The organism is Thiorhodospira sibirica ATCC 700588 (assembly GCF_000227725.2).
In the GTDB taxonomy this organism is placed as follows: domain Bacteria; phylum Pseudomonadota; class Gammaproteobacteria; order Ectothiorhodospirales; family Ectothiorhodospiraceae; genus Thiorhodospira; species Thiorhodospira sibirica.
The window spans coordinates 1,408,471-1,431,871 of the sequence record NZ_MU255056.1 but is presented as its reverse complement, the minus strand read 5'-3'; the positions used below and the strand labels follow the sequence as shown (position 1 = coordinate 1,431,871).

General features: G+C 58.7%; 17 protein-coding genes and 1 pseudogene. 10 read left to right on the top strand and 8 right to left on the bottom strand.

What is annotated here, in order from left to right; translation table 11 throughout:
* Positions 1-70 precede the first annotated feature (70 nt).
* Together THISIDRAFT_RS06830 and THISIDRAFT_RS06825 are read right to left on the bottom strand one after the other, a co-directional pair.
* Positions 71-1,036 (bottom strand): LysR family transcriptional regulator, encoded by a 966-nt coding sequence (locus THISIDRAFT_RS06830; RefSeq protein ID WP_006787785.1) that lies wholly within the window; start codon positions 1,034-1,036, stop codon positions 71-73.
* 27 nt (positions 1,037-1,063) lie between these two features.
* Complete coding sequence (locus THISIDRAFT_RS06825; protein ID WP_006787786.1) at positions 1,064-1,846, bottom strand: inositol monophosphatase family protein; 783 nt, start codon at positions 1,844-1,846, stop codon at positions 1,064-1,066.
* A gap of 308 nt (positions 1,847-2,154) precedes the next feature.
* Between THISIDRAFT_RS06825 and THISIDRAFT_RS06820 the strand changes: the two genes are divergently transcribed.
* Positions 2,155-3,465 carry a M48 family metalloprotease gene (locus THISIDRAFT_RS06820; protein ID WP_246585342.1) on the top strand — a complete coding sequence of 437 codons (1,311 nt, stop codon included), beginning with the start codon at positions 2,155-2,157 and terminating at the stop codon, positions 3,463-3,465.
* A 43-nt stretch (positions 3,466-3,508) separates the two neighbouring features.
* Entirely contained in the window at positions 3,509-3,946 is a 438-nt protein-coding gene (locus THISIDRAFT_RS06815) for an SEL1-like repeat protein (protein WP_006787788.1), read from the top strand.
* Between the two features lie 13 nt (positions 3,947-3,959).
* Here THISIDRAFT_RS06815 and THISIDRAFT_RS06810 read toward each other — a convergent pair whose 3' ends face one another.
* The 3 genes from THISIDRAFT_RS06810 to asd form a co-directional block, all read right to left on the bottom strand.
* Positions 3,960-5,321: a sigma-54-dependent transcriptional regulator gene (locus THISIDRAFT_RS06810; protein WP_006787789.1), complete on the bottom strand. Its 1,362-nt coding sequence runs from the start codon at positions 5,319-5,321 to the stop codon at positions 3,960-3,962.
* A 73-nt stretch (positions 5,322-5,394) separates the two neighbouring features.
* Complete coding sequence (locus THISIDRAFT_RS06805; protein ID WP_006787790.1) at positions 5,395-5,994, bottom strand: TlpA family protein disulfide reductase; 600 nt, start codon at positions 5,992-5,994, stop codon at positions 5,395-5,397.
* Positions 5,995-6,025: 31 nt separating this feature from the next.
* Positions 6,026-6,901, bottom strand: coding sequence for an archaetidylserine decarboxylase (gene asd, locus THISIDRAFT_RS06800; RefSeq protein ID WP_006787791.1), 876 nt, complete (start codon positions 6,899-6,901; stop codon positions 6,026-6,028).
* A 136-nt stretch (positions 6,902-7,037) separates the two neighbouring features.
* Between asd and prmB the strand changes: the two genes are divergently transcribed.
* The 6 genes and pseudogenes from prmB to THISIDRAFT_RS15330 form a co-directional block, all read left to right on the top strand.
* Complete coding sequence (gene prmB / locus THISIDRAFT_RS06795) at positions 7,038-7,946, top strand: 50S ribosomal protein L3 N(5)-glutamine methyltransferase (RefSeq protein WP_006787792.1); 909 nt, start codon at positions 7,038-7,040, stop codon at positions 7,944-7,946.
* Between the two features lie 49 nt (positions 7,947-7,995).
* Positions 7,996-8,733 (top strand): YebC/PmpR family DNA-binding transcriptional regulator, encoded by a 738-nt coding sequence (locus THISIDRAFT_RS06790; RefSeq protein ID WP_006787793.1) that lies wholly within the window; start codon positions 7,996-7,998, stop codon positions 8,731-8,733.
* 75 nt (positions 8,734-8,808) lie between these two features.
* On the top strand, positions 8,809-10,875 hold the full coding sequence (gene ligA / locus THISIDRAFT_RS06785) for an NAD-dependent DNA ligase LigA (RefSeq protein WP_083824628.1): 2,067 nt from the start codon (positions 8,809-8,811) through the stop codon (positions 10,873-10,875).
* Positions 10,876-10,892: 17 nt separating this feature from the next.
* Entirely contained in the window at positions 10,893-11,114 is a 222-nt protein-coding gene (locus tag THISIDRAFT_RS06780; protein ID WP_006787795.1) for a DUF2835 domain-containing protein, read from the top strand.
* 42 nt (positions 11,115-11,156) lie between these two features.
* Positions 11,157-11,934, top strand: a protein-coding gene (locus tag THISIDRAFT_RS06775; protein WP_221913969.1) for an IS5 family transposase whose coding sequence is annotated in 2 segments (ribosomal slippage) — positions 11,157-11,389 and positions 11,388-11,934 — 780 coding nt in all. Because the reading frame shifts where the segments join, the coding sequence is not laid out codon by codon here.
* A gap of 9 nt (positions 11,935-11,943) precedes the next feature.
* A pseudogene (locus THISIDRAFT_RS15330) lies at positions 11,944-12,507 on the top strand (transposase family protein); the annotation flags it as partial.
* On the opposite strand, the gene THISIDRAFT_RS15325 reads toward THISIDRAFT_RS15330, so the two are convergent.
* From THISIDRAFT_RS15325 to THISIDRAFT_RS06755, 3 genes are all read right to left on the bottom strand, one after another.
* Complete coding sequence (locus THISIDRAFT_RS15325) at positions 12,435-12,701, bottom strand: IS1/IS1595 family N-terminal zinc-binding domain-containing protein (protein WP_418896125.1); 267 nt, start codon at positions 12,699-12,701, stop codon at positions 12,435-12,437. The pseudogene THISIDRAFT_RS15330 and the gene THISIDRAFT_RS15325 sit on opposite strands and share 73 nt — an antisense overlap.
* A gap of 1,000 nt (positions 12,702-13,701) precedes the next feature.
* Positions 13,702-15,855, bottom strand: a complete 2,154-nt coding sequence (locus THISIDRAFT_RS06760; protein WP_006787955.1) for a TRAP transporter permease — start codon at positions 15,853-15,855, stop codon at positions 13,702-13,704.
* A 131-nt stretch (positions 15,856-15,986) separates the two neighbouring features.
* Positions 15,987-16,985 carry a TAXI family TRAP transporter solute-binding subunit gene (locus THISIDRAFT_RS06755; RefSeq protein WP_006787954.1) on the bottom strand — a complete coding sequence of 333 codons (999 nt, stop codon included), beginning with the start codon at positions 16,983-16,985 and terminating at the stop codon, positions 15,987-15,989.
* A gap of 427 nt (positions 16,986-17,412) precedes the next feature.
* Here THISIDRAFT_RS06755 and THISIDRAFT_RS06750 point away from each other — a divergent pair, with 427 nt between their 5' ends.
* Together THISIDRAFT_RS06750 and THISIDRAFT_RS06745 are read left to right on the top strand one after the other, a co-directional pair.
* Positions 17,413-18,306 carry an RnfABCDGE type electron transport complex subunit B gene (locus THISIDRAFT_RS06750; protein WP_006787953.1) on the top strand — a complete coding sequence of 298 codons (894 nt, stop codon included), beginning with the start codon at positions 17,413-17,415 and terminating at the stop codon, positions 18,304-18,306.
* A gap of 140 nt (positions 18,307-18,446) precedes the next feature.
* Positions 18,447-23,387 (top strand): 2-oxoacid:acceptor oxidoreductase family protein, encoded by a 4,941-nt coding sequence (locus THISIDRAFT_RS06745; protein WP_006787952.1) that lies wholly within the window; start codon positions 18,447-18,449, stop codon positions 23,385-23,387.
* Positions 23,388-23,401 lie beyond the last annotated feature (14 nt).

Sequence of the window (23,401 nt, the reverse complement as noted above, 5' to 3'; positions counted from 1 at the left end):
GATTAAAATCCTAACATAGGGAAAAATGTCGCTTCAGCGAACGCAAGCTGCGTTCACCACATAAAAGCCGTCAATCCACCAGGCCGGTATGCGCTTCGGCGTCGTAGGCCATCTCTAAAATGGCGATAAAGCGCTTGGCCTGCGGTGACAGGTGGCGTCCCTGACGCATGACGATGCCATAACTGCGCTGGGGGAAAAAGCGATTGAGCGGGATGCGACACAGCGCCTCATTGCCGGTCAGACAGACATCGGTGACAATGGAAATGCCCAGACCCAGTTCGACATATTTCTTGATGACCTCCCAGCCCCCCGCTTCCAAAGAAACCCGATAGCTGGCCTTATTCTGATTAAACACCAAATCCACAATCCGCCAGGTGGACAAATGCCGGGGCGGCAGGATCAGGCCATAGGGGCTGATATCATCCAGCGTGACATTCAGACCCTTGGCCGCCAGCGGATGATTGAGCGGGGTGATCAGGGTCGGGTTATAGGTCACCACCGGTTTGTAAAAAATCCCGTCGGGGATCTCCAGCATCGACCCCACCGCAAAATCCACCTCATCACGATGCACCATCGCCAGACCATCGCGCCCGGTGACATTGTGCAATTTGAGCTTAATCCCCGGATAGGTCTGGCAAAAGCTGCGCACCGGCGCAGGCAGCACATACAAAATGGTCGATTCCCCGGCGGCAATATTGATCTCCCCCGACTCCAGACGCCCAAACCGCGCCGCAAAGGTCTCATGCAGCTTGTCCACCCCCTCAACCAAAGGATCGGCCAGCTTATACAGCGCCTCGCCCTCCGGGGTCAGCTTGATCATCGGCCCACGCCGCTCAAACAGGGAAATGCCAAACTCACGCTCCAGAGCCTGAATCTGCAAAGACACCGACGGCTGGCTTAAAAACAACGACTCCGCCGCCAGGGAAATACTGCCAAAGCGTGCCGTCCGGCAAAAGGCGCGCAGCTGCTTGAGCCGGTTCTGCTTGTAATAAATATTCGCCGGATTGCTCACATGATCATCACCGTGTGGTGGCATCCTCTTGATGCCGCATAAGTCGCACTCTTAGCTTACACTGTGCAGGCGTTGCAACATCGCCTTAAACAGCTTGGGATTAGCGGCCACCACATTGCCGGTCTTGAAATGATGCTCACCGCCCTGCAGATCACCCACCAGCCCGCCGGCTTCCTGCACCAGCAACACCCCGGCGGCCATATCCCACTCGCGCAGCCCCATCTCCCAAAAACCATCCAGCCGCCCGGCGGCGACATAGGCCAGATCCAGCGCCGCACAGCCACAGCGGCGCACCCCGGCGGTTTCCGGCAACAAGGCGCCCAGCGTCTTCAAATAATACTCAAGGTCTTGATCAGCACGAAAGGGAATCCCGGTGCCCAGCAGCGCGGCCTGCAACTCCTTGCGCGGGCTGACGCGAATACGCCGGTTATTGAGCATCGCCCCGCCACCGCGTGAGGCGGTGAATAATTCCTCCCGGACTGGATCATACACCACCGCCTGATCAATCCGGTCGCGATAACGCAGGGCAATGGACACCGCAAAATGCGATAGATCATGCAAAAAATTCGTGGTGCCATCCAGCGGGTCAATGATCCACACATATTCCCGGTTATCCCCGTGAATACCGCTTTCTTCTGCCATAAAGGCATGATCAGGATAGGCGCGTTGCAACACGCGGATAATCTCTGCCTCGGCCATGCGATCGACCTCGGTGACAAAATCATTCGGGCGCTTATTCGTGATGGTCAGCGTATCAATGCGCCCCACATGGCGGACAATCACTTGCCCGGCGGCGCGTGCGGCTTTCACCGCGATATTGAGCATAGGATGCATGGGAAACGACGTTAGCCTTTATTGACAGACAAAAACCTGTAGGAAACTGCGCAAGATACACAATTATTCATGATATTTCAGCAAAAAGCGTAGCAAAACAGTGCCATCACCCGCTGCTGCATGGATTGACGCCTCGCCCACGATGGGGTTTAACGCCGCATCCCGGCGCGTTCAAGGCCACCGTGATTCTCCATGTAATGCCAAAATGCCGATGCGTCTGGAAAAAAGCCGGGGTGAGGGCTAAGATGCCATGATTGGCTTGATCGGACGTGAGGTGTGCAATGCACGATGGTATCTGGAAACGGCGCATGAGCCGCCGTGATTTTATCTGGTTGGTCAGCGCAACCACAGCGACGACCACCCTAAGCGGCACGCTTGCAGGCTGCGCCACTGATCCGGTGACCGGACAGCAGCGTGTCATGCTGATGTCGGAGGCCGATGAGATTGCGATTGATAAACAACATGCCCCGCATCAGTTTTCCAATGACTATGGGCGGGTGCGGGATGATGGCCTGCAGCGTTATTTAACCCAGGTTGGCAATGACATTACCCGGGTTTCGCATCGCCCGCACATGCCCTATGCCTTTCATGCGGTCAATGCCAATCATGTCAACGCCTATACCTTTCCCGGTGGCACCATGGCCTGTACTCGCGGCATTCTGGTGGATATGGACAACGAGGCCGCGTTGGCGGGTCTGTTGGGGCATGAGGCTGGGCATGTCAATGCCCGCCATACCGCCCGCCGTCAGACGCAGGCGATGATCGCCTCGCTGGTGCTGGGCGGTGTCGCTATTGCCGCCGCGCAATCAGAGCGCCTGTCGGGTTATAGCAATATGATCTACGGCTTGGGCGCGGTGGGGGCCACCGCGCTGTTGGCCAGTTACAGCCGCGCCAATGAACGCGAGGCGGATGCCCTTGGGCTTGAATATATGGTCAATGCCGGTCATAACCCGCAAGGCATGGTGGATTTGATGGCCATGCTGCAGGGCCTGTCTGAGCGCGATCCCAATGCCCTGGAGCTGATGTTTTCCACGCATCCGATGAGCAGCGAACGCTTTCAGACCGCGCAGCGCGAAACCCGCAGCCGCTATGGCGATCACCTGAACCGGCGTACCTCGCAAGAGCGCTATATGGATCACACAGCCAACCTGCGTCGCCTTAAACCGGCCATCAAGGCACAGCAGTCAGGGGAATCGGATATGGCGCGCAATCGTTATGCCCCGGCCGAGCAAAAATTTGCCCAGTCTTTACGTCATGCGCCCAATGATTATCCAGGCCTGGTGCTGATGGCGCAGGCGCTGGCGGCGCAAGGCAAACACCGCGAGGCGCAGTCTTTTCTGGAGCGCGCCAAGACGGCTTATCCTGAAGAAGGTAAGGCCCTGCATTTAAGCGGCATCAATCAACTGGCGCTCAACCGCCCTGAGTCCGCCCTGGCAGAGTTTAACCGCTACGCACGGGTCTTGCCCGGCAACCCCAATACGCTGTTTTTACAAGGGGTCGCGCATGAAAGTATGCAAAATGCCCGGGCGGCCAGCGATTACTATGCCCGCTATCTGCAACTGGCCAGCGGTACACCACAGGCACAATACGCCCGCCAGCGCCTGCAACAGTGGCGTTAAAACCCGCCTTCGGGCAAGGCCATCTGGGCAGGCCGGATAGTGAATGCACCTGATCACCTTCCATAGCGCACAGCGTCTGACCGGTTTGAGCCGACGTACCCTGTGGCGACGGATTGCTCAAGGTGCCCTCAAAAGCCCGCACCGCAACCGGATTGCCCTGGAGCTGGTGCTCAAGGATATTCCGGTGCCGCTGAGTGCAACAGATATCGCATCAATTCTGCGGGCAGATCAAGGCGAAGCGGAGGCGCAACACGAGGTGGCCTTGCTGTTTATGGGCTATCAGCACGCTGAGCGGGCCTTACCCTGGCTGCAATCTGCCGCCGATCTGGGCTGTACGGATGCCATGTACTGGCTGGGACGCGGCTATATCGCAGGTCACGCCCTGCCCCAGGACGAACATCTGGGATTATCATGGATTTGCCGCGCCGCCAGAGACGGCCATTTTATTGCCCAGCAACAAATGACCGCGCTGAATCTGTAGGACCGGTCAGCCCTCAGGCGTTGAGCTTAAAACGCTGCAGGCGGTAGGCGAACTGGCGGGGGCTAAGGCCCAGGCTTTGGGCAGCCAGCGCATGGTTGCCGTTGTGCTGGCTTAAGGCGTTTAGCAGGCTGTGTTTTTCTACGGCGTCGAGCTGTGCATCCAGGCTGGGTTCTTTGGCTGACAGGGGGACATTGAGGCGTTCCGGGAGCTGCAGGTCAGTGGGGCGGATGAGGGCATCGTCAGACAGGGCGCAGGCGCGCTCCAGGATGTTTTCAAGTTCGCGGACATTGCCGGGGTAGCGATAGCTTTGCAGCTGCAAGAGTGCGGCCTCGCTGAGGCCTTTGCGGCGATCCTGGCCGCGGGTGGCGATGCGCTGCAGGATATGCTGGGCCAGCAGGGGCAGGTCTTCGAGCCGTTCGCGCAAGGGCGGCACATGCAGTTCAATGACATTGATACGATAGTATAAATCCTGCCGAAAGCGCCCCTGCGTCACTAATTCGCCAAGGTCTTTGTGGGTCGCCGACAGCAGGCGCACATCGACCGCCACCTCGGTGGCAGCGCCAATGGGTTTGACGGCACGCTCCTGAATCGCCCGCAGTAATTTGACCTGCATGTGCAAGGGCAGCTCGGCGATTTCATCTAAAAACAGGGTGCCGCCGTGGGCGGCCTGAAACAGGCCGGGCTTGTCGCTCAGCGCACCGCTAAAACTGCCTTTGCGATGTCCGAAAAATTCACTTTCCATCAGTTCTGTGGGGATGGCACCACAGTTGACCGGCACGAAGGGATGTTTGGCCCGTGGGCCGAGACGGTGGATCTCGCGAGCGACGCGCTCCTTGCCACAGCCTGACTCCCCCAGAATGCACACCGGCGCTTGACTGCGCGCCAGTTTGTACAGCATCTGCTTGAGCTTTTGCATGCAGGCTGATTCCCCCAAAAGCCCTTGGGGATGCGTGGCATCCGCATCCTCGGCCGCCGTGTTGCCTTTATCCTCCGGCAGGCCCAGACTCAAGGCCCCGCTGATCAGGTCGCGTAACATGCCCAGCTCTACCGGTTTGGAGATGAAATCAAAGGCTCCGGCCTTGAGCGCCTGCACCGCCGTATCAACGCTGCCATAGGCGGTGATCACGGCCACAGGCAGATAGGGCCAGTGACGCTGGATGTGCTCAACCAGTTCAATGCCATCACCATCGGGCAGGCGCATATCGGTCAGACACAGGTTAAAGGACTGCTGCGCCAGCAGGGCGTGGGCCTCGCGCAGGGTGCCGGCAGACAGCGTATGCAGGCCCATGCGCTGCAGGGTGATTTCCAAAAGCTCGCGGATATCAGGTTCGTCATCCACCACCAGAATACAGGGAATGGGCTGAGAAGGCGTCACAACGGGGATCCTTTTAATCAAAGCGGGGCCACGGGCGGCGAACCGCTAAACGCCAAGGGTTCGCCGCATCCGTTCAGGTACTGGGACTGGCCAGGGTGGGCGTGCGCCGACCTTGCTGGAAATCGGCGAGAATGTCGCGCATTTCCTCCTGTGAAAGCCGCCCTAAATAACGAAACAAGGTGTTGCCCTGTGGACCGATCAAGGCGTGTTGCGGTACCACCCGGCCCGGCTGGTAATTGGTGCCGGGGATGGTGTAATCCGACAGCTCGGCAACCACCCGCTCCGGCGGCAGGCCGTAATGCCTGGCCCAGGAGGCAATGTCTTCCTGAGTGGGCTGGGTAAACACTTTCGGTCCACCGGTGACGACACTCAGATAGACCGTGTTTTCTGCGGCCTCTTTAGTGAAGCGCACAAACGCCGGGGTTTGCCGGTTGCTGCTGGTACACCATTTGGCGCCATAGAAGACCCACACATACTGCCCCGGAAACTGACAGGCGCTGACCGGCTCTCCGGTCACGGCAGGCCCCCAGGGGGTGGTATCTCCGGATTGACAGCCGCCCTGGCGATCCCACTGGGTATAAAATTCGCCACTTTCGATGACATTGGGCGAACAACCGGCCAGCCATAACGCGCCCAGGCCAAGTACAAACAGATATAAAGGTTTTTTCTTCAAGGGAGACACCTTTGGCAAAGAATCCAGAAAATCAATGTTTGTCCAACAGGCCAATCTCTGCGCCCATGCGCAGCTTTTGGCCGTTTTCCAGTGAATGCGCCCAGTGAAAGGGCACATCCGGCAAAAGCAGGATCACCGTCGAACCCAGATTGAAACGCCCAAGCTCGGCCCCTTTGCGCAGACTGATGCGCTGGGTGCGGTGATTTTTGACGCTCAAGGCACGCGGTTTGCGCGGGGTTTCTTCGCCGCCCCAGACGGTTTCGATGCTGCCGACGTTAATCGCCCCCACCAGGACCACGGCCAGGGGCCCCAGACTGCTCTCAAACAGGCACACCAGACGTTCATTGCGGGCAAACAGACGCGGAATGGCGCGGGTCGTATGCGGGGCCACGGAAAACAGCCGCCCTGGAATATAAACGGTTTCCAGCAGGCGCACATCCCAGGGGGCATGAATGCGGTGATAATCGCGTGGTGACAAGTAGAGATTGATAAAATGGCCATTATGGAAGGCTTGAGCGCGCTGCTCATCGCCGCCCAAAAGCTCCAGGACGCTGTAATCATGCCCTTTTGCCTGTATGATACGCCCCTCTTGAATGCGCCCGAACTGGCTGACGGCGCTATCTGCCGGACAGGCCAGGGCATTGAGGCGCTTGACCACCGGGCGGGCACCGTGTTTCAGCGCCCGGGTAAAAAACTCATTAAAACTTTGATAGGCCGCCGGGTTGGGCTGCATGGCCTCGCTCATCTCCACCTGATAACGGCGGATAAACCAGCGTACCACGGGGTCTTTGAGCCGGGTGCGCCAGCGTGTCAGCCGGTAGACCAGGCGGGAGATCAGATGCTGTGGCAGAAGATACAAGGGCCACGCTTTCAGATAATCCAAAAAACTTGCTTTGTTTTCAGTCATGCGAATGGCTATTAGACGTTATGATTGGGGGCGTGCGTAGCGGTTTGCACGCGTGCAAAACCGCTTGGCACGGTGTTAACCGGCTGCGCTGGCAATCCAGCGGGACACGATACAACGACTTGTCGAGAGTGCTTCATTGACCTATCTTAATGTAACCCAAGACCTGCTGACCGTGCGTGATTTTATCCGCTGGGGCACCAGCCGCTTCACCGAGGCCGGGCTGTGCTATGGGCATGGTACCGATAACGCCCTGGATGAGGCCGCCTGGCTGGTATTGCATACCCTGCACCTGCCCACAGACCTTGACGGGGCCTGGCTGGATTGTCGCCTCAGCAGTGCCGAGCGCCGTTTGGTGATGGATCGGCTGCTGCTGCGCATCCACACGCGCAAGCCGGTGGCCTATATTACACATGAGGCCTATTTTGCCAACCTGTCTTTTTATGTGGATGAACGGGTATTGATCCCCCGCTCGCCGCTGGCCGAGTTCATTGAGCAGGGTCTGGAGAGCTGGGTCAAGCCCGAGCAGGTGCAGCGCATTGCAGATATTGGCACCGGCAGTGGCTGCATTGGCATTGCCTGCGCCTATGCCTTCCCCCACGCCCAGGTCGATCTGGTGGACATCTCTCCTGATGCCCTGGCCGTGGCAGAGAAAAACATCCAGCGCCACCAGCTCGCCCACCGCGTCCGGGCCTGTCAATCGGATGTTTACAGCACACTGGGTAAGGCGATGTATGATCTGATCATCACCAACCCCCCGTATGTGGATGCCCACGATATGGCCGCCCTCAGTGAAGAGTTTCGCTATGAGCCGGTGCTGGGGCTGGCCGCCGGGGACGATGGGCTGGCGGTGATTTTACGCATTCTCAAAGGGGCCTGTGCGCATCTCAGCCCGCACGGGGTGCTGATCGGCGAAGTCGGCAACAGCGCCGAGGCTTTGGTGCAGCGCCTGCCGGATGTACCGTTTACCTGGCTGGAATTTGCCCGTGGCGGACACGGGGTGTTTATCATCGAAGCCCGGCAGCTGGCGCAGTGTGTGATTGACTGACCTTATATATTTTATTGATTTTTAAAGCCTATTATAGAGATCAAAGCTTATGGCCGGACACAGTAAATGGGCCAATATCCAGCATCGTAAAAACGCCCAGGATGCCAAACGCGGCAAATTGTTTACCAAATTGATCAAGGAAATCACCGTAGCAGCGCGCATGGGAGGCTCAGACATCAATGCCAACCCGCGTCTGCGCCAGGCGGTGGACAAGGCCCTGGATGCCAACATGACCAAAGACACCATCGAGCGGGCCACCAAGCGCGGTGCCGGGGAGCTTGATGGAGTGAATTATGAAGACATCCGCTATGAAGGCTACGGCCCCGGCGGGGTCGCCATCATGGTCGATTGCATGACCGATAACCGCAACCGCACCGTCTCGGAAGTGCGCCATGCCTTCAGCAAATGCGGCGGCAATCTGGGCACGGATGGCTCAGTGGCCTACCTGTTTGAAGCCCTCGGCGTGCTGAACTACCCCGCCGGCACTCATGAAGAGCAGGTGATGGAAGCGGCTTTAGAGGCGGGCGCTCAGGATGTGGTCGTCAATGATGATGGCTCGCTGGAAGTACTCACCGGCCCGGATGATTACGAAAATGTACGCGCCGCGATGTTGCAGGCCGGGCTCAAACCCGAACACAGCGAACTGACCATGCGCGCCAGCACCAGCAGTCCGGTCGAGCTGGAGCAAGCTCCGACCGTGCTCAAGTTATTGGAGATGCTGGATGATCTCGATGACGTGCAAAACGTCTACACCAATGCCGATTTCCCCGATGAGGCGCTGTCTTAAACTCCCCGCCTGTGCAAGGAGGGGTGGCGCATCGCGCCGGGGTGGTTGAAAAGCCTTATCCGCAAGAGGAGGATGCTGAGCACAATGCCTGATGAGCCCCGCCAGCGTGTGCAGCAGCTGCGCACGCAGATCAACGAGCACAATTACCGCTATCATGTGCTGGATGCACCGCTGATCAGCGATGCCCAGTTCGACGCCCTGCTGCGCGAATTACAGGCGCTGGAAACCGCCCACCCGGAGCTGCTTACCCCCGACTCACCCACCCAGACCGCCGGTTTTGCCCCGCTCAAGGCTTTCGCCCCGGCGGTGCATCGTGTACCCATGCTGTCTTTGGAAAACGCCTTCAGCGAGGCCGAGGCCGAGGCCTTTGACCGGCGGGTGCATGAACGCCTGCGCAAACACGGTGAAGCGACGTTGCGCGCGGGCTATGCCGTAGAACCCAAGCTCGACGGTCTGGCCGTCAGCCTGCTGTATGCACACGGCGAACTGGTCCGCGCCGCTACCCGAGGCGATGGCCAAACCGGTGAAGAGGTCACGCAAAACATCCGCACCATCCGCGTCATTCCCTGGCGGCTTAGCGGTGCGCAGCACCCGGCACACCTGGAGGTGCGCGGTGAGGTGTACATGGAAAAAGCCGCCTTTGCACAATTCAATGCCCAGGCCGCCGCTCAGGGTGAACGGGTCTTTGTCAATGCGCGCAATGCCGCCGCTGGCAGTCTGCGCCAACTGGATGCACGCCTTACCGCCCGCCGCCCACTGAGCTTTTTCGCCTATGGCGTGGGCGCCTGTGAGCCTGCCCTCCTGCCCGATACCCACAGCGCCATCCTGGAGCAACTGGCGCAATGGGGTCTGCCGGTATGTCCTGAGCGGGCGACGGCCGCTGATCTGGCGGGTTGTCTGGCCTACTATCAGGCCATCGGTGCCCGCCGCGACGCCCTGCCCTATGAAATCGACGGCGTGGTCTACAAAGTCAACCAGCTCGATCAGCAACAGCAACTCGGCAGCGCCTCGCGCGCCCCCCGCTGGGCCATCGCCCACAAATACGCCGCCCAGGAACAAACCACCACCCTGCTGGATGTGCAATTTCAGGTAGGCCGCACCGGTGCGCTCACCCCGGTAGCGCGGTTGGCACCGGTGTTTGTCGGTGGTGCCACCGTTAGCAATGCCACCTTGCACAATATGGACGAACTGCGCCGCAAAGATGTGCGCATCGGCGATACTGTCTGGGTGCGCCGCGCCGGTGAGGTCATCCCCGAGGTGGTCGGCGTGGTGCTGGAACAGCGTCCGCCGCATGCCCAAACCATCAGCCTGCCCACACAATGCCCGGAATGTCAGGCCGAGGTCATAACCCTTCCCGGTGAAGCCGTGGCGCGCTGTTCCGGCGGTCTGTATTGCCCGGCGCAGCGGCGTGAAGCCATCAAGCATTTTGCCGCCCGCCGGGCGATGGACATTGAAGGGCTGGGCGATAAACTGGTGGAACAACTGTTGGAGCAGGGGCTGGTACGCACCGTTGACGAACTTTACCAGCTGCACCTGGCGCCACTCAGTGCCCTGGCGCGGATGGGGCCAAAGTCTGCGCAAAATCTGCTCGATGCCCTGGATCGCAGCAAACACACCACCCTGGCGCGCTTTCTCTTCGCCCTGGGGATTCGCGAAGTGGGCGAAGCCACCGCACGCTTGTTGGCCCAACATTACCCCGATCTGGACACGCTGATGCAGGCCAGCGTCGAAGAACTCCAGCAAATCCCCGACATCGGCCCGGTGGTCGCCCAACACATCCACCAGTTTTTCCGCCAGCCGCATCACCTGCAGATCATCGAGCGTCTGCGTCAGGCGGGCATCCACTGGGATCAGGCACCCGCTGCACCCGCCCTTGCTGCAGCAAACGCACTACCCCTGCAAGGCCAAAGCTACGTTCTCACCGGCACCCTTCAATCCATGACCCGCGAACAAGCCGGAGAGGCGCTGCGGCAACGCGGCGCCACCGTCAGCAACAGCGTCTCCAAAAAAACCCACGCCGTCATTGCCGGTGAGGCGGCGGGTAGCAAGCTAAGCAAAGCCGAGGCCCTGGGCATCCCGATCCTCGACGAAGCAGCCCTGCTTGCCCTGCTGCAAAACTCCGTGTCATCACCCCGCCAATAGCGCCCGGATTGACTCAGATGCAGCGTTATTACTTCAGCCTCAGCATCAGCGCCGATGAATACCTGCGCTACTACCGTGGCGAAGCCGCCAAAGTCCTGGTCTACACCCACAACGGCCAACGCCTCTCCTTCCCCGCCCGCCACCTGCGCAAATTCGTCGCCATCAACGGCATCCACGGAAAATTCTGCATGACCATCGACCACAACAACCGCATGATCTCCCTGGAACGCATGAACTAAGAACCTGTTCAAAGTCTTCTAAAAATAGCCGACAATAGCAAGATGAGACATACCTATCCCAGTGACCTCCGTCGAGAGCCGTTCGAGCATATCCGTGGATTACTGGAAAGTGGTCGCAAGAAGGACGTGTTCTGTGCGGTGCTGTATCTGCTACGTACGGGTTGTCAGTGGCGAGCCTTGCCAAGCGACGCTCCGAAATGGCGCACAGTGCATCACTCTTTCACGATCTGGAGTGAGCCGCGCGAAGGCGGCAGCCTGCTGGAGCAGGCTTTAAAAAAATCAGGTGAGCGCAGCCCGCAAAAAACAGGGGCGCAATGCCAGTCCCACGCGGTTAATCGTGGACGCACAAAGCGTCAAGAACGCAGACACCGCAGAACACAAAGGTTATGATGCGGGCAAGAAGGTTTCAGGCATCAAACGCCCTGTGGCGGTGGATACACAAGGTCTACCCCATGCCGTGGCGGTGACAACAGCCGAGGTCACAGATCGCCAAGGCGCCGTGCAAGCCTTGGCGCGCTGCAAGACGGGGTTGGGTTGTGTGCCAAGCGTGCTGGCCGACGGTGGCTATCCCGGCCGACCCTTTGCTGAGCCGGTGCAAAAGACCCTGGGCGAGCACGTGACCGTACAAATTGCCAAGCGCAGCGAATTGCATACCTTCAAGGTCATCCCCACGCGCTGGGTGGTAGAGCGCAGCTTCGCCTGGCTGGAAAAGCACCGGCGACTTTGGAAAAACGCTGAGCGCACGCTCAACACGAGCTTACCATTTATTCACCTGGCCTTCCTGGGCATCTTGCTTAAGAGACTTCTTAAGAGACTTTGAACAGGTTCTCAGGCCAAGGGGCGTGTGGAGCGGGCCAACCAGACCCTGCAAGACCGTTTGGTCAAGGCGCTGCGCCTGCGTGAGATCTCGGACATCGACGCCGCCAACGCCTTCCTCCCCATCTTCATGGCCGACGACAACGCCCGCTTCGCCATCGCGCCACAAAGCCCTCAGGATGCCCACCGACCGGGGCTGCACAGCCCCGAGGAACAGGCACTCATCCTTTGCCGGCACCATGCCCGCAAGCGCTCCAAGAACCTTTGCCTCCCGTTCAAGAACCGGGAATATCCGCTCCAGGGACAGGGCAAGGGCTATCGCCTGCGGGGCGCCACCCTTACTGTCTGTGAGGCCTTCGACGGCACCATTACCCTCCTGCACAAGGGACAGGCCATACCCTACCGGCTATTGGCCGAGGGCGAACCGCCCACACCGCTTGATGATGAAAAAAGCGTCCACTACCGCGTCGACCAGGCCAAGGCAAGACAGACCGCCAAGCTAACCTACAAACCGGCGCCGGACCACCCTTGGAGAGGCCGGGGCAACATCACTCCGGCACCAGCCCAAACACCATAACCACGCATTCTACTGGGGACAGTTCTGCTTTGCACAAAAGGGGACATTTCTGAATTGGGTTGACATTGCGTAAGTCCTATCTGAGGATTCTCGATAAATTGCCGACCACACGCCTTGCACGCGAATTTCGGCTTGTGGTTATGGATACGGCCATTTTTAATCACATTCTCTGAATGACACGAAGGACACTGCATGGTTTTTTACTCTTTAGAACCCATCACCTCTACATCTTACCACATTCAACACTACCATTTGCAGGACTACCTAAATTTTAAATCTTCATCAGTTTGCGCGGGAAACCCCGGCCGCAAGGCCGGGGAGGGATAGCGCAGCACGCAAAGCGTGCTCCTGTTTCCGAGACCTCCTCTTTGGTAGCTGGCTCTCTTTATACATGGATGCTATCTTCATTTTAACCGCCGGGCTGGCGGGTTAGTCTGTGGAGAAACTGTAAGTCCGGTGTCTCTTTGAGGCATTTGGCAGGTCTCGGCGAAGCAGAAAGCGCTCAGCAGCAATGCCGGGAATCCCCGTCCTTCCTGCCTGCCGCGACGCACGCGGCGCAGGCAGGTAGGGCGGGGAGGATGTCAAGTTATGAAGCAGTTGAAGGCTTGGGACATAGAGCTTATACCTAGGTTTCGATTCGCTAACATTTACAGACAAACCCTCCTAGAAAGTTCAGTTAGAAATAGGGTTTACATACGCTTTAGCATACCCTGCTATGGCCTTAGCCCGAGAACCAAGGGCTGTTCTAGTTCTTTAATGAGTTTAGGTTTGCGGTTATCTGGGCAAGTCTCAGATGTAAAACCTAAAGCGTACTCAAGAACTTAGCGCTAGATGTTTATTCATCTGGCTTTGGCGGATCGGCCCATCCTCACTTGAGGGTGCGCGCTAACGTTTGTTAGCGAAACTCGATCAGTAATAATCTGGCCAACGTAGCGGCATCATCCTGATGCCGCATAAAAAAGCGACGGCTGCCTGCTGCGACGCGCGCGGCGCAGGCAGGGAAGCCGCCGCCAAGTCAAAAACTCCCCTCCTTTTTAAGGAGGGGTGGCGCGTAGCGCCGGGGTGTTTATCTGGATCGCCGAGTTGTACTCGGCTTATTTTTAACTCCTTGTCCCGACTCGCCGAGTGCAACTCGGCGCTCCCACCCTGGTGCGGAGCGAGTGCTCCGCGCTCCCGGTAGCCGCCGCTTGGGTTTTAGGGGGATTTTACCGTGTCGGGGACGCGGGGGTTGGATTTGCGTTGAGAAAGCAGTAGCAGCGCGCCAAGCCCGATGCCCAGGGCGTCGGTGAGCAGGTCGCCGGAGATCATGAGCAAGGCCGCGCCGAATAATAAGATTCGGGTCAGCACGGCGGCTTTGCCGAAGAACCAGCCTTGTGCTGCAGCGGCGAGCATGAACACGCCCAGTAAGGCGGTGGCGAGGTTGAGTCCGATGATGCTCCATTCTCCGATCATCAGCAGCGAGGGATGGTAGAAGAACATGAAGGGCACGATAAATGCTGCCAGGCCGATCTTGAAGGCGGTGATCGAGGTGCGCATCGGTTCTGCCCCGGCAATGGCGGCACCCGCATAGGCGGCGAGGGCTACTGGCGGGGTGATGGCGGAGATCACGGCGTAATAGAAGACGAAGAAGTGGGCGACCAGCGGTTCTACGCCCATGTGGATTAGGCCGGGTGCAACGACGGAGGCGGCGACGGCGTAGGCGGCGGTGGTGGGCATGCCCATGCCGAGCAGTATCGAGATGGCCATCGCAAACAGCAAGGCCAGCAACTGGCTGTTGGCCGCAACCGTCAGCAGCATGGAGGAGAAGCGCAATCCCACGCCGGTAAGGCTGATGACGCCGACGATAATGCCTGCGCAGGCGCACACGGCGATGAGCTGAATGGACATGCGCGCCGCCTGGTTGAGTGCGCCCAGCGTGCTTCTAAGCCCCATGCGATAGGGGGTAAACCAGCTGACCACGGCCGCACTGACCAGGGCCAGGGTTCCGGCGCGAATCACCGAGTAGCCCATGAACAAAGCGCCGATGAGGATGATGATCGGCAAGAACAAAAAGATCTGGCGCATCAGTTCGGCGACTTTGGGCAATTCATTGGCGGGCAGGCCGCGCATTCCGGTGCGCGAGGCCTCCATGTCCACCATGAAATAGACCGAAGCGAAATACAAAATGGCTGGAATCAGGGCGGCGATGATCAATTCGGTGTAGGGAATGCCGGTGACTTCCGCCATGATAAAGGCCCCGGCGCCCATCACTGGCGGCATGATCTGACCACCGGTTGAGGCGGCGGCTTCAATGGCCCCGGCGCTGCGCGGTTTGTAGCCGACGCGCTTCATCAAGGGAATGGTTAGCGAGCCGGTGGCCACCACATTGCCTGCGGAGGTGCCATTGATCATGCCCATCAGGCCACTGGCAAATACCGCGACTTTGGCCGGACCACCCCGCGCCCGTCCCGCCACGGCAAAGGCGAAATTCACAAAATAATCGCCTACGCGCGAGGCTTGCAGGAAGGCGGCGAAGGTGATGAACAAGACGATGTAGGTGGAAGAGACGGCGGTGGTCGGGCCGAGAATGCCGTTGACGGTGTAGAGGTAGGTAAAAAAGCGCTCCATGCGATAGCCGCTGTGTTCCAGAAAGCCGGGCAGGTAAGGTCCCACAAAGCCATAGAGGATGAATACGGCGGCAATGATGACCAGGGCCAGACCGGCCACCCGTCGGGTCAGCTCCAAAATCAGCAGGATGCCGGCGACGCTGACCCAGAAATCGGCACTGGTGGGCATGACGCCAGCGCGAAATTGCAGCAGATTGAGGTTGAAGATCAGATAGGCGGCGACGCACAGGCTGGCGATCATTAAAATCCAGTCATACCAGCCGATGCGGTGGTTGCGTGGGCGAAAGGTCCAGGCCGAGAGGATGGCAATGACCACTGCGGCGCATAATACCGGGCCAAAGTGCTCAAACATCCAGGCCGGGGGGTTGTGCAGTGCATAGAGATGGCGCATCACATAGGCGCTGACGATCAGCCCTGTGGCGTATAGCATCAGGGCCACGCCGATCAGCAATGGCCCAAGTTCCAGCCAAAACACTGAACGGGCAAGGCTGCGGGGTACCGGGGCGCAGACCGCCACCAGGGCAAAGCCGATAAACAAGGCTCCAGCGACGTGGATAATGCGGAAGGTCCAGGTTTCCAGCGGGACAATATTGAGGACCCCGAGATGAAACAGGGTAAAGGCCACGCAGACGGCGAATAACAGTGCGCCCTGCCAGTGTGTCAATTGACGTTGTGCGGTGTAGGTTTCTTCTTTGTCAATCCCTGAGATTTCAATGCGTCCGCTATCGGATGAACTCGTCATCTGTTTGCGCCTTCATCAGGTTCTGGGAAATAAGCAGACCCGCAATGCCTTGCAGGCGGCTGGTCAGTCAGGGACAAAAATGCCAACGCGCCTTGAAGGGGGAGCTTGCAAAGCGCGTTGGCGGGGATGGATCAGTCTTGATATTCCGGCGGAATCAGGTGCTCTGGCACCTCAATGCCTTTTTCCTTGTAATAGCGAACAGCACCCGGATGGAACCACATGAAGGTGTTGTTCACCATGTTCTGGCTCAGGGTTTCGCTGGCCGAACTGTGAACGCGCAGCATCTGCTCGTTGTTATCCAGCACCGTCTTCATGACTTCATACACGAAGTCGGCCGGCATATTCTTGTTGGCGACGGTGAAATTCCACATGGCGACCGTGCTTTGCGGCTCGGCCACGCTGCGGTAGGTGCCAGCGGGCACATCAAAGCGACTCACCGAGGGATTTTTGCTCAGAATGGTCTGCAGTTCTTCTTCGCTAAAGGAGAAGATGTTAACTGCCTGCTGTGCCTCAATCTGACTGAAGGCGGAGATCGGTACTCCGGCGGCAAAGGCAAAGGCATCAATCAGACCATCTTGCACCTGGCCGACCTGGTCAGAGGCCCCACCAAACTGGGGGCGTACCCGGATACCCAGATCCTGGAAAAACTTCGGCCAGTAGACACTGGCAGTGCCACCCTGTGGCCCAACGCCAACCCGCTTGCCGTTTAAATCGGCCATGGAGGCGATTCCGGAGCTTTTCAGCGCGACGACCTGAAAGGGCGTCATGTACATCGGAAACATTGCCCGCACATTATCGGTTTTCAGACCAGGGGCTACTTCCAGCGTCCCCGTCCAGGCCGCATAGGCCGGGCCCATCGTGGTCATGCCAAACTGCAGCTCGCCGGTATGCACCAGCACCATATTCTGCGCCGGGCCGCCGGTGACCTCGGCGGTCATGTTCACACCGGTAGACTGCTGTACCAGCCCCCCCCAGCCAGCCCCGTAAATAAAAAAGGTGCCGCCCTGGGAAGCGGTGCCGATCTTGGCCGAGTTGGGCCAGCCGGTGCGATCCTGGGCCTGGACACTGCCGACAGCCAGTGCGCTGGCGGCAAGGCCAATCAATAGGCCGCGTAGAAATCTTTGCATCATTATCAAGCTTCTCCTGCAATGGGGTTAGGTTGAGACAAACCTGCTGCTGCCTGCGTACCGGCACAGGGGTTTGTTTTCGTTTTTATAACACGCAAATTGCAAGACGCACATTACCGCCTTTTAGGCGCGCAATACAAGCTTTTCACGCGTGAATCGGTGCGCTGTGTGAACACCTGCGAATATTTAACTATTATTAAATTCAATATTAAGGATTGAAATAATTGTTGGATCAAATGCTTTATTGACGCATAGACTTCGATCAATAAAAATGATGCACTGCACTATAAAACGGATTTATCACGGCACACATCGCTTCACAGTGCGGGTCTTTTTAATACGCCCTCGAGACGGGATGGCGCATTACAGCGCGCTGTCAACGGTCTGGGGGACAAAATACCTCCCTGTATTTTTTGCAAGGGCAAAATTTATGTCTGATTCCCTGTTAAACATTGCCCTGGCCAGCGGCTTTATGGCCTTGCTGGGGGTCATGCTGGCGATGGTGCTGGCCCTGGCTAACCGGCGTTTGTATGTCTATGAAGACCCGCGCATTGACCAGATCGAAGATTTGCTCCCCAAGGCCAACTGCGGGGCCTGCGGTTCACCGGGCTGTCGGCCTTTTGCCGAGGCCCTGATTCAAGGCAGCACAGAACCCTCGCGCTGCACCGTCAATGCGGTGGAGATGAACCGGACGATTGCCGATTTGCTGGGGGTAAAACTCACCCGGCGGGAGCGTCAGCTGGCCCGTCTGGCCTGCGCGGGAGGCTCGCATGTGGCGGCGACGCGGGCGCTGTATAAGGGATTGAAATCCTGTCGCGCTGCCGCGCTGGTCTCTGGCGGTGGCAAAGGCTGTACCTGGGGCTGTCTGGGGCTGGGCGATTGTGAGGTGGTGTGCAGCTTTGATGCCATCACCCTGGATCGCTACGGCCTGCCCAAGGTGGACATCGACAAATGCACCGCCTGTGGCGATTGTGTGGATATCTGCCCCAAAGATTTGTTTTCAATCCAGCCAGAAAGCCACCGTCTGTGGATCAACTGCAAAAATCAGGATCCCCAGGACGAGGCGCAGGCACATTGCGAGGTGGTATGTACTGCCTGTGGACGATGTGCCGTTGATGCCCCGGAGGGCCTGATTACCATGCAGGCCAATCTCGCGGTCATTGATTATGGCAAGAATGCACTGGCCTCGCGGGTGGCGATACAACGCTGCCCCACCGGCGCCATTGTCTGGCTGGAAGGTGCGCGTCCTGACAAAGGGGTGCGCGCCCGGAAAGTGACCCGCAAAGAACCTTTGCCGCGTATGGAGCCTTTACCGCGTGCCTGAGTACAGCGGCGAGTTGTTTGCGATGTTGCCACAGCGTGCCACACCCAAGGCGTGCTGCGGCCTGTTCTACACTAAAACCGGCTTTGGGATGAGCCGCTTAAAACCAAAATAAGCCCTCCACAGGGCCGGAGATCAACGACATGTTGCAAAAGCGCACTCCATTGCAAAAGACTTTTAAATATACCGGCATTCGTGCGGCAGTCGATGGCAATACCGCCATCATTCATTGCGAACGTGAGGCCTCGGATGCGGCTGGTGCGTATCCGATTACTCCATCGACGCAGATGGGGGAGCTGTGGGCAGAGGAGGTCTCACGCGGTCATATCAATATCTCCGGACGTTCGCTGGTATTTATTGAGCCGGAATCCGAACATGCCGCAGCGGCGGTGACGGCCGGACTGGCGATGACCGGCCTGCGGGCGATCAACTTCTCCTCGGCCCAGGGCGTGGCCTTCATGCATGAGTCGCTGTATGCCGCCACCGGCAAGCGCCTGCCCTATATCCTCAATATCGGCTGCCGGGCGATTACCAAGGCCTCGCTTAACGTCCACGCCAGCCATGATGATTATCACTGCGTCGATGACACCGGCTTTTTCCAGGTGATGGCGAAAAATGCCCAGGAAGCGGCGGATCTCAACCTGATTGCGCACAAGGTCGCCGAACTGGCGCTTAATCCCGGCATTGTGGGGCAGGATGGCTTTTTAACCACCCATTTGGTGGAGTCGGTGTCGTTGCCGGAACGCGAGCTCATTGCGCAGTTTCTGGGCCGTCCGGATGACCTGATTGACACCCCGACACCGGCGCAAAAGATGCTCTATGGCGAGAAGCGCCGCCGTATTCCCGCCATCTGGGACGTGGATAATCCGATGCTGTCGGGGTCTTTGCAAAACCAGGATGCCTACATGCAGCAGGTGGCGGCCCAGCGTCCGTATTTCTTTGCGCATATCAAGGCCCTGTTTGACCAGTGCGCGCAGGAGTATTACGAACTCACCGGACGGCGCTATGGGCGCATCCAGCAGTACCTGATGGACGATGCAGAGTATGTGATTGTCGGTCAAGGCAGCATGATTGCCATGGCAGAGGCGGTGGCGGATCATCTGCGTGCCACCCGCAAGCTCAAGGTCGGCGTGGTGGGTCTGACCATGTTCCGTCCCTTCCCGGGGGATTTGCTGGGCGCGGCGCTCAAAGGGCGCAAGGGCGTTGCGGTACTGGAGCGCACCGATCAGCCGCTGGCCGAGGATCTGCCCTTGATGCGCGAGACACGGGCCACATTGAGCAAGTGTCTGGAAAACGGCATTGCGGCTGAGAGCAAAGATCGCACTGCCAAGCAAAACGGCCACTCGGCACTGCCGTATCCGGAGTATGCCAGTTATCGCATGAGCGACATGCCGCGTCTGTATTCCGGGGTATATGGTCTGGGCTCACGCGATATGCAGGCCGAGGCCTTGATCGGTGCAGTGGAAAATATGCTCGACGATGGGGCCAAGCGGCGCTTTTTCTATCTGTCGGTGGAATTTATCCGTGATACCCCCGCCTCGCCCAAGCAGGAATTGCAACAGCAGACCCTGCTGGAGGCTTATCCGCATATTCGTGAGATGGCGGTGCGCGGCTCGGAAAATCCACCGCTGATGCCGGAGGGCACCATTGCCTTGCGCCTGCATTCGGTCGGTGGCTGGGGCGCCATGACCACCGGCAAAAATCTGGCCATGACCTTGTTTGATCTGCTGGATTATCACATCAAGGCTAACCCCAAATATGGCTCTGAGAAAAAGGGCCAGCCCACCACCTATTATCTCGCCGCCGCCCCCGAACCGATCCGCGTCAACAGCGAATTAAAGCATGTTGATGTAGTGCTCTCCCCCGATCCCAATGTCTTTGAGCATTCCAATCCCTTGGCCGGTCTGTCCAAAGGCGGGGTGTTTGTCATCCAGGCATCGCTGGAATCCCCCGAGGCGGTGTGGGCGAGCTTTCCACCGAGTGCGCAGCGCTACATTGTGGACAACGCAATCCGCGTCTTTTATATCGACGCTTTCCGCATTGCCCGTGATGAGGCTTCCGATTCTGACCTGCAATTCCGGATGCAGGGCATTGCCTTCCAGGGCGCGTTTTTTGCCACCTCACCAGTGATGGCGAAAAAGAATCTGGATGAAGACAGCCTGTTCAGGGCGATTGAAGACCAGTTGCAGGAAAAATTCGGAGCCAAGGGCGCGCGTGTGGTCGAGGACAATCTGCGGGTGGTGCGTCGGGGCTTTGAGGAAACGGTCGAAATCGTTGACAAGCCCCTCAATACCACCGCCCTGATTACGGCGGCGATCAGTGCACCGGCCCTGCCGACCATGCTCAAGCGTCTGCCACAGTCGCAGGCTCCGCTGTCCGATATTCACCGTTTCTGGGAGCAAACCGGCAGCTTTTATCTGTCGGGCCAGGGCAATGACAATCTGGTAGACCCCTTCATGGGCTTGTCGCTGATTCCTGCCTCCACCGGCGTGTATCGCGATATGACCCAGATTCGCTTTGAATATCCCAACTGGCTGGCCGACAAGTGTACTGCCTGCGGTGATTGCTACGCGATCTGCCCAGACAGCGCCATTCCCGGCCTGGTCAACACCGTCGGCGAGGTCTTTGAGACGGTTATCCGTCGCATCGAAAACACCGGCCGGGTCACCCGCCAGCTGCGTCGGGCGGTGCGTGATTTGGAAAAACGTCTGCGTCCGGCCCTGGTCGAAGGCGGCCAACATGCCGATGTCAACACCGAGCTTGAGCTGGCGATGGCGCAGGTCTTGGCGGACAGTCCCTTGACCGGTGAAGACAAGGTCGCGCTGGAAACCGAATTTGGCTGGTTTAAGGAAAACCTCGGCGGCTTTAAGTTTGCCGTGGCCAAGCCGTATTTCCATGCCCTGGAAAAACGCGCCAAGGGCAGCGGCGGTCTGTTTTCGCTGACAGTAAATCCCTACACCTGCAAAGGCTGTATGGAATGCGTCAGTGCCTGTGAATTTGATGCCCTCGAAGTGGTCGAGCAGACCCCGGAGCGGGTGGAAAAACTGCGCACGGATTGGGCCTTCTGGCAGGATCTGCCCACCACGCGCCCGGATTATATCCGCGTCAAAGACCTGGATCAGGGCATCGGCGCGCTGGAAACCCTGTTGCTGGACAAGCGCGCGTACAGCTCGATGAACTGCGGGGATAGCGCCTGTCTGGGCTGCGGTGAAAAAACCGCCATGCACCTGTTCACCGCCACCGTCACGGCACTGATGCAGTCGCGGGTGGAAAAGCATCTGAGCCAGCTGGCACAGCTCATTGAGCGGCTGGAGCAGCATATCCGCCTGAAGCTGGCCAATGGCATGAACCTGTCCGATACCCAGGCGCTGACCCAGGCGATCAAGGAACATGCCGACAAGGATCTGACCCTGGCGCGACTGACGACGGAGCTGGAAAAGAACCAGGCCGCCGAGCCGGTCGATCCGGACTGGTTGCAGTGGATCACCGGCGTATTGAGCGCGCTCAAGGATCTGCAATGGCGCTATCGTGAAGGCCCCACCGGGCGTGGCCGTTCGGACATGGGCGTGATCAATGCCACCGGCTGTACCTCGGTATGGGGCGGCACCTTCCCCTTCAACCCTTATCCCTTCCCGTGGAGCAGCCATTTGTTCCAGGACAGCCCGTCGGTGGCGATGGGGATTTTTGAAGGACACATGGCCAAGATGGCCGAGGGCTTCAAGGCAGTGCGCATGGCTGAGCTTGAGCTGAGTGGGCGCTACAACCCGGCAGAGCATGAGCCCTTCTTTGCCCAGTTTAACTGGGAGCAGTTCTCCGATGAGGAATTCCTGCTGTGTCCGCCGGTGGTCAGTGTGGGCGGTGACGGCGCGATGTATGACATCGGTTTCCAGAATCTCTCACGGGCCCTGATGTCGGGAATGCCGATCAAGGTGATGGTGCTGGATACCCAGGTGTATTCCAATACCGGTGGCCAGGCCTGTACCTCGGGCTTTATCAGTCAGGTCTCGGATATGGCCCCCTATGGGGTGGCCTGGAAGGGCAAGGAAGAAGTGCGCAAGGAGATCAGCCTGATCGGGCTGGCACATCGCACCAGCTATGTGATGCAGGGCGCTATCTCCAACGTCGGGCATCTGCTGGAAAGCTATATCGAAGGGCTGAACAGCCGCCGTCCGGCCTTGTTTAATGTCTATGCGGTCTGCCCGCCAGAGCACGGCGTGGGCGATGATGTGGCCTTCAATCAGTCGCGTATGGCGGTGGAGTCCCGCGCCTATCCCTTGTTCCGCTATAACCCCGACAAGGGCGTGACCTTCCGCGAGTGTTGCACCCTGGAAGGCAATCCTTCGCTGGATAAGGATTGGCCGGTGTACACCCTGAACTATCAGGAGGCGGATGGCACCGAGGCCAAGCTGAAAGTGCCCATGACCTTTGCCGACTTTGCCGTCACCGAAGGGCGTTTCCGCAAGCACTTCAAGAAGGCCCCGGTGGAAACCTGGGATGATCGCATGATCCCGCTGGCAGACTTTTTGGGGCTGTCTGAAGACGAGCGCGTTGGCCGTTTCCCCTTCATCTGGGTGGTGGACAAGCAAAACCAGCTAGGGCGGGTACTGGTGTCTGAGGAACTGGTGCGCTCCACCGAAGAGCGTCAAGCCTTCTGGCGTCAGCTCAAGGGGCTGTTGGGGCTGGATCAGCCACAGGTGGATGTCGAGGCGGTGGCTCAGCAAACCCGCCTGGATATGGCCCAGCAACTGACCAGCTCGCTGTTGGCCCTGGCCAGCGGCAGCAGTTCCGAGCTTGGCGCCTTATTGCAACCGGGAAAAGTCAAACAGGCCATCCCCGCGGCTTCAGTAGCCCCCAGCCCCAGCGTGAGCGCTGCGGCCACTGCGGTGGAATATGAAGCGGTGTGGGTGGAAAGTCCGGAATGCAATGCCTGTAGCGATTGCCTGGAGGTTGCGCCTGGGGTCTTTGCCTACGACAACAAGCAGCAGATTGTCGTGATCAATCCCAAGGGCGCCAGCTATGAGCAGATCAAGCGGGCGGCGGATCGTTGTCCGGTGAGCTGTATCCACCCCGGTACCAAGTGGTAATTGGTCATCGCGTG

What these genes read in the sequence shown, in the direction of transcription:
- THISIDRAFT_RS06825 (WP_006787786.1), bottom strand. Translation starts at nt 1,846, where the DNA reads ATGCATCCTATGCTCAATATCGCGGTGAAAGCCGCACGCGCCGCCGGG.
- THISIDRAFT_RS06755 (WP_006787954.1), bottom strand. Translation starts at nt 16,985, where the DNA reads ATGATGCAAAGATTTCTACGCGGCCTATTGATTGGCCTTGCCGCCAGC.
- THISIDRAFT_RS06820 (WP_246585342.1), top strand. Translation starts at nt 2,155, where the DNA reads ATGAGCCGCCGTGATTTTATCTGGTTGGTCAGCGCAACCACAGCGACG.
- THISIDRAFT_RS06830 (WP_006787785.1), bottom strand. Translation starts at nt 1,036, where the DNA reads ATGCCACCACACGGTGATGATCATGTGAGCAATCCGGCGAATATTTAT.
- THISIDRAFT_RS06780 (WP_006787795.1), top strand. Translation starts at nt 10,893, where the DNA reads ATGCAGCGTTATTACTTCAGCCTCAGCATCAGCGCCGATGAATACCTG.
- THISIDRAFT_RS15325 (WP_418896125.1), bottom strand. Translation starts at nt 12,701, where the DNA reads ATGCAGTGTCCTTCGTGTCATTCAGAGAATGTGATTAAAAATGGCCGT.
- THISIDRAFT_RS06815 (WP_006787788.1), top strand. Translation starts at nt 3,509, where the DNA reads ATGCACCTGATCACCTTCCATAGCGCACAGCGTCTGACCGGTTTGAGC.
- THISIDRAFT_RS06745 (WP_006787952.1), top strand. Translation starts at nt 18,447, where the DNA reads ATGTTGCAAAAGCGCACTCCATTGCAAAAGACTTTTAAATATACCGGC.
- THISIDRAFT_RS06750 (WP_006787953.1), top strand. Translation starts at nt 17,413, where the DNA reads ATGTCTGATTCCCTGTTAAACATTGCCCTGGCCAGCGGCTTTATGGCC.
- THISIDRAFT_RS06760 (WP_006787955.1), bottom strand. Translation starts at nt 15,855, where the DNA reads ATGACGAGTTCATCCGATAGCGGACGCATTGAAATCTCAGGGATTGAC.
- THISIDRAFT_RS06790 (WP_006787793.1), top strand. Translation starts at nt 7,996, where the DNA reads ATGGCCGGACACAGTAAATGGGCCAATATCCAGCATCGTAAAAACGCC.
- asd (WP_006787791.1), bottom strand. Translation starts at nt 6,901, where the DNA reads ATGACTGAAAACAAAGCAAGTTTTTTGGATTATCTGAAAGCGTGGCCC.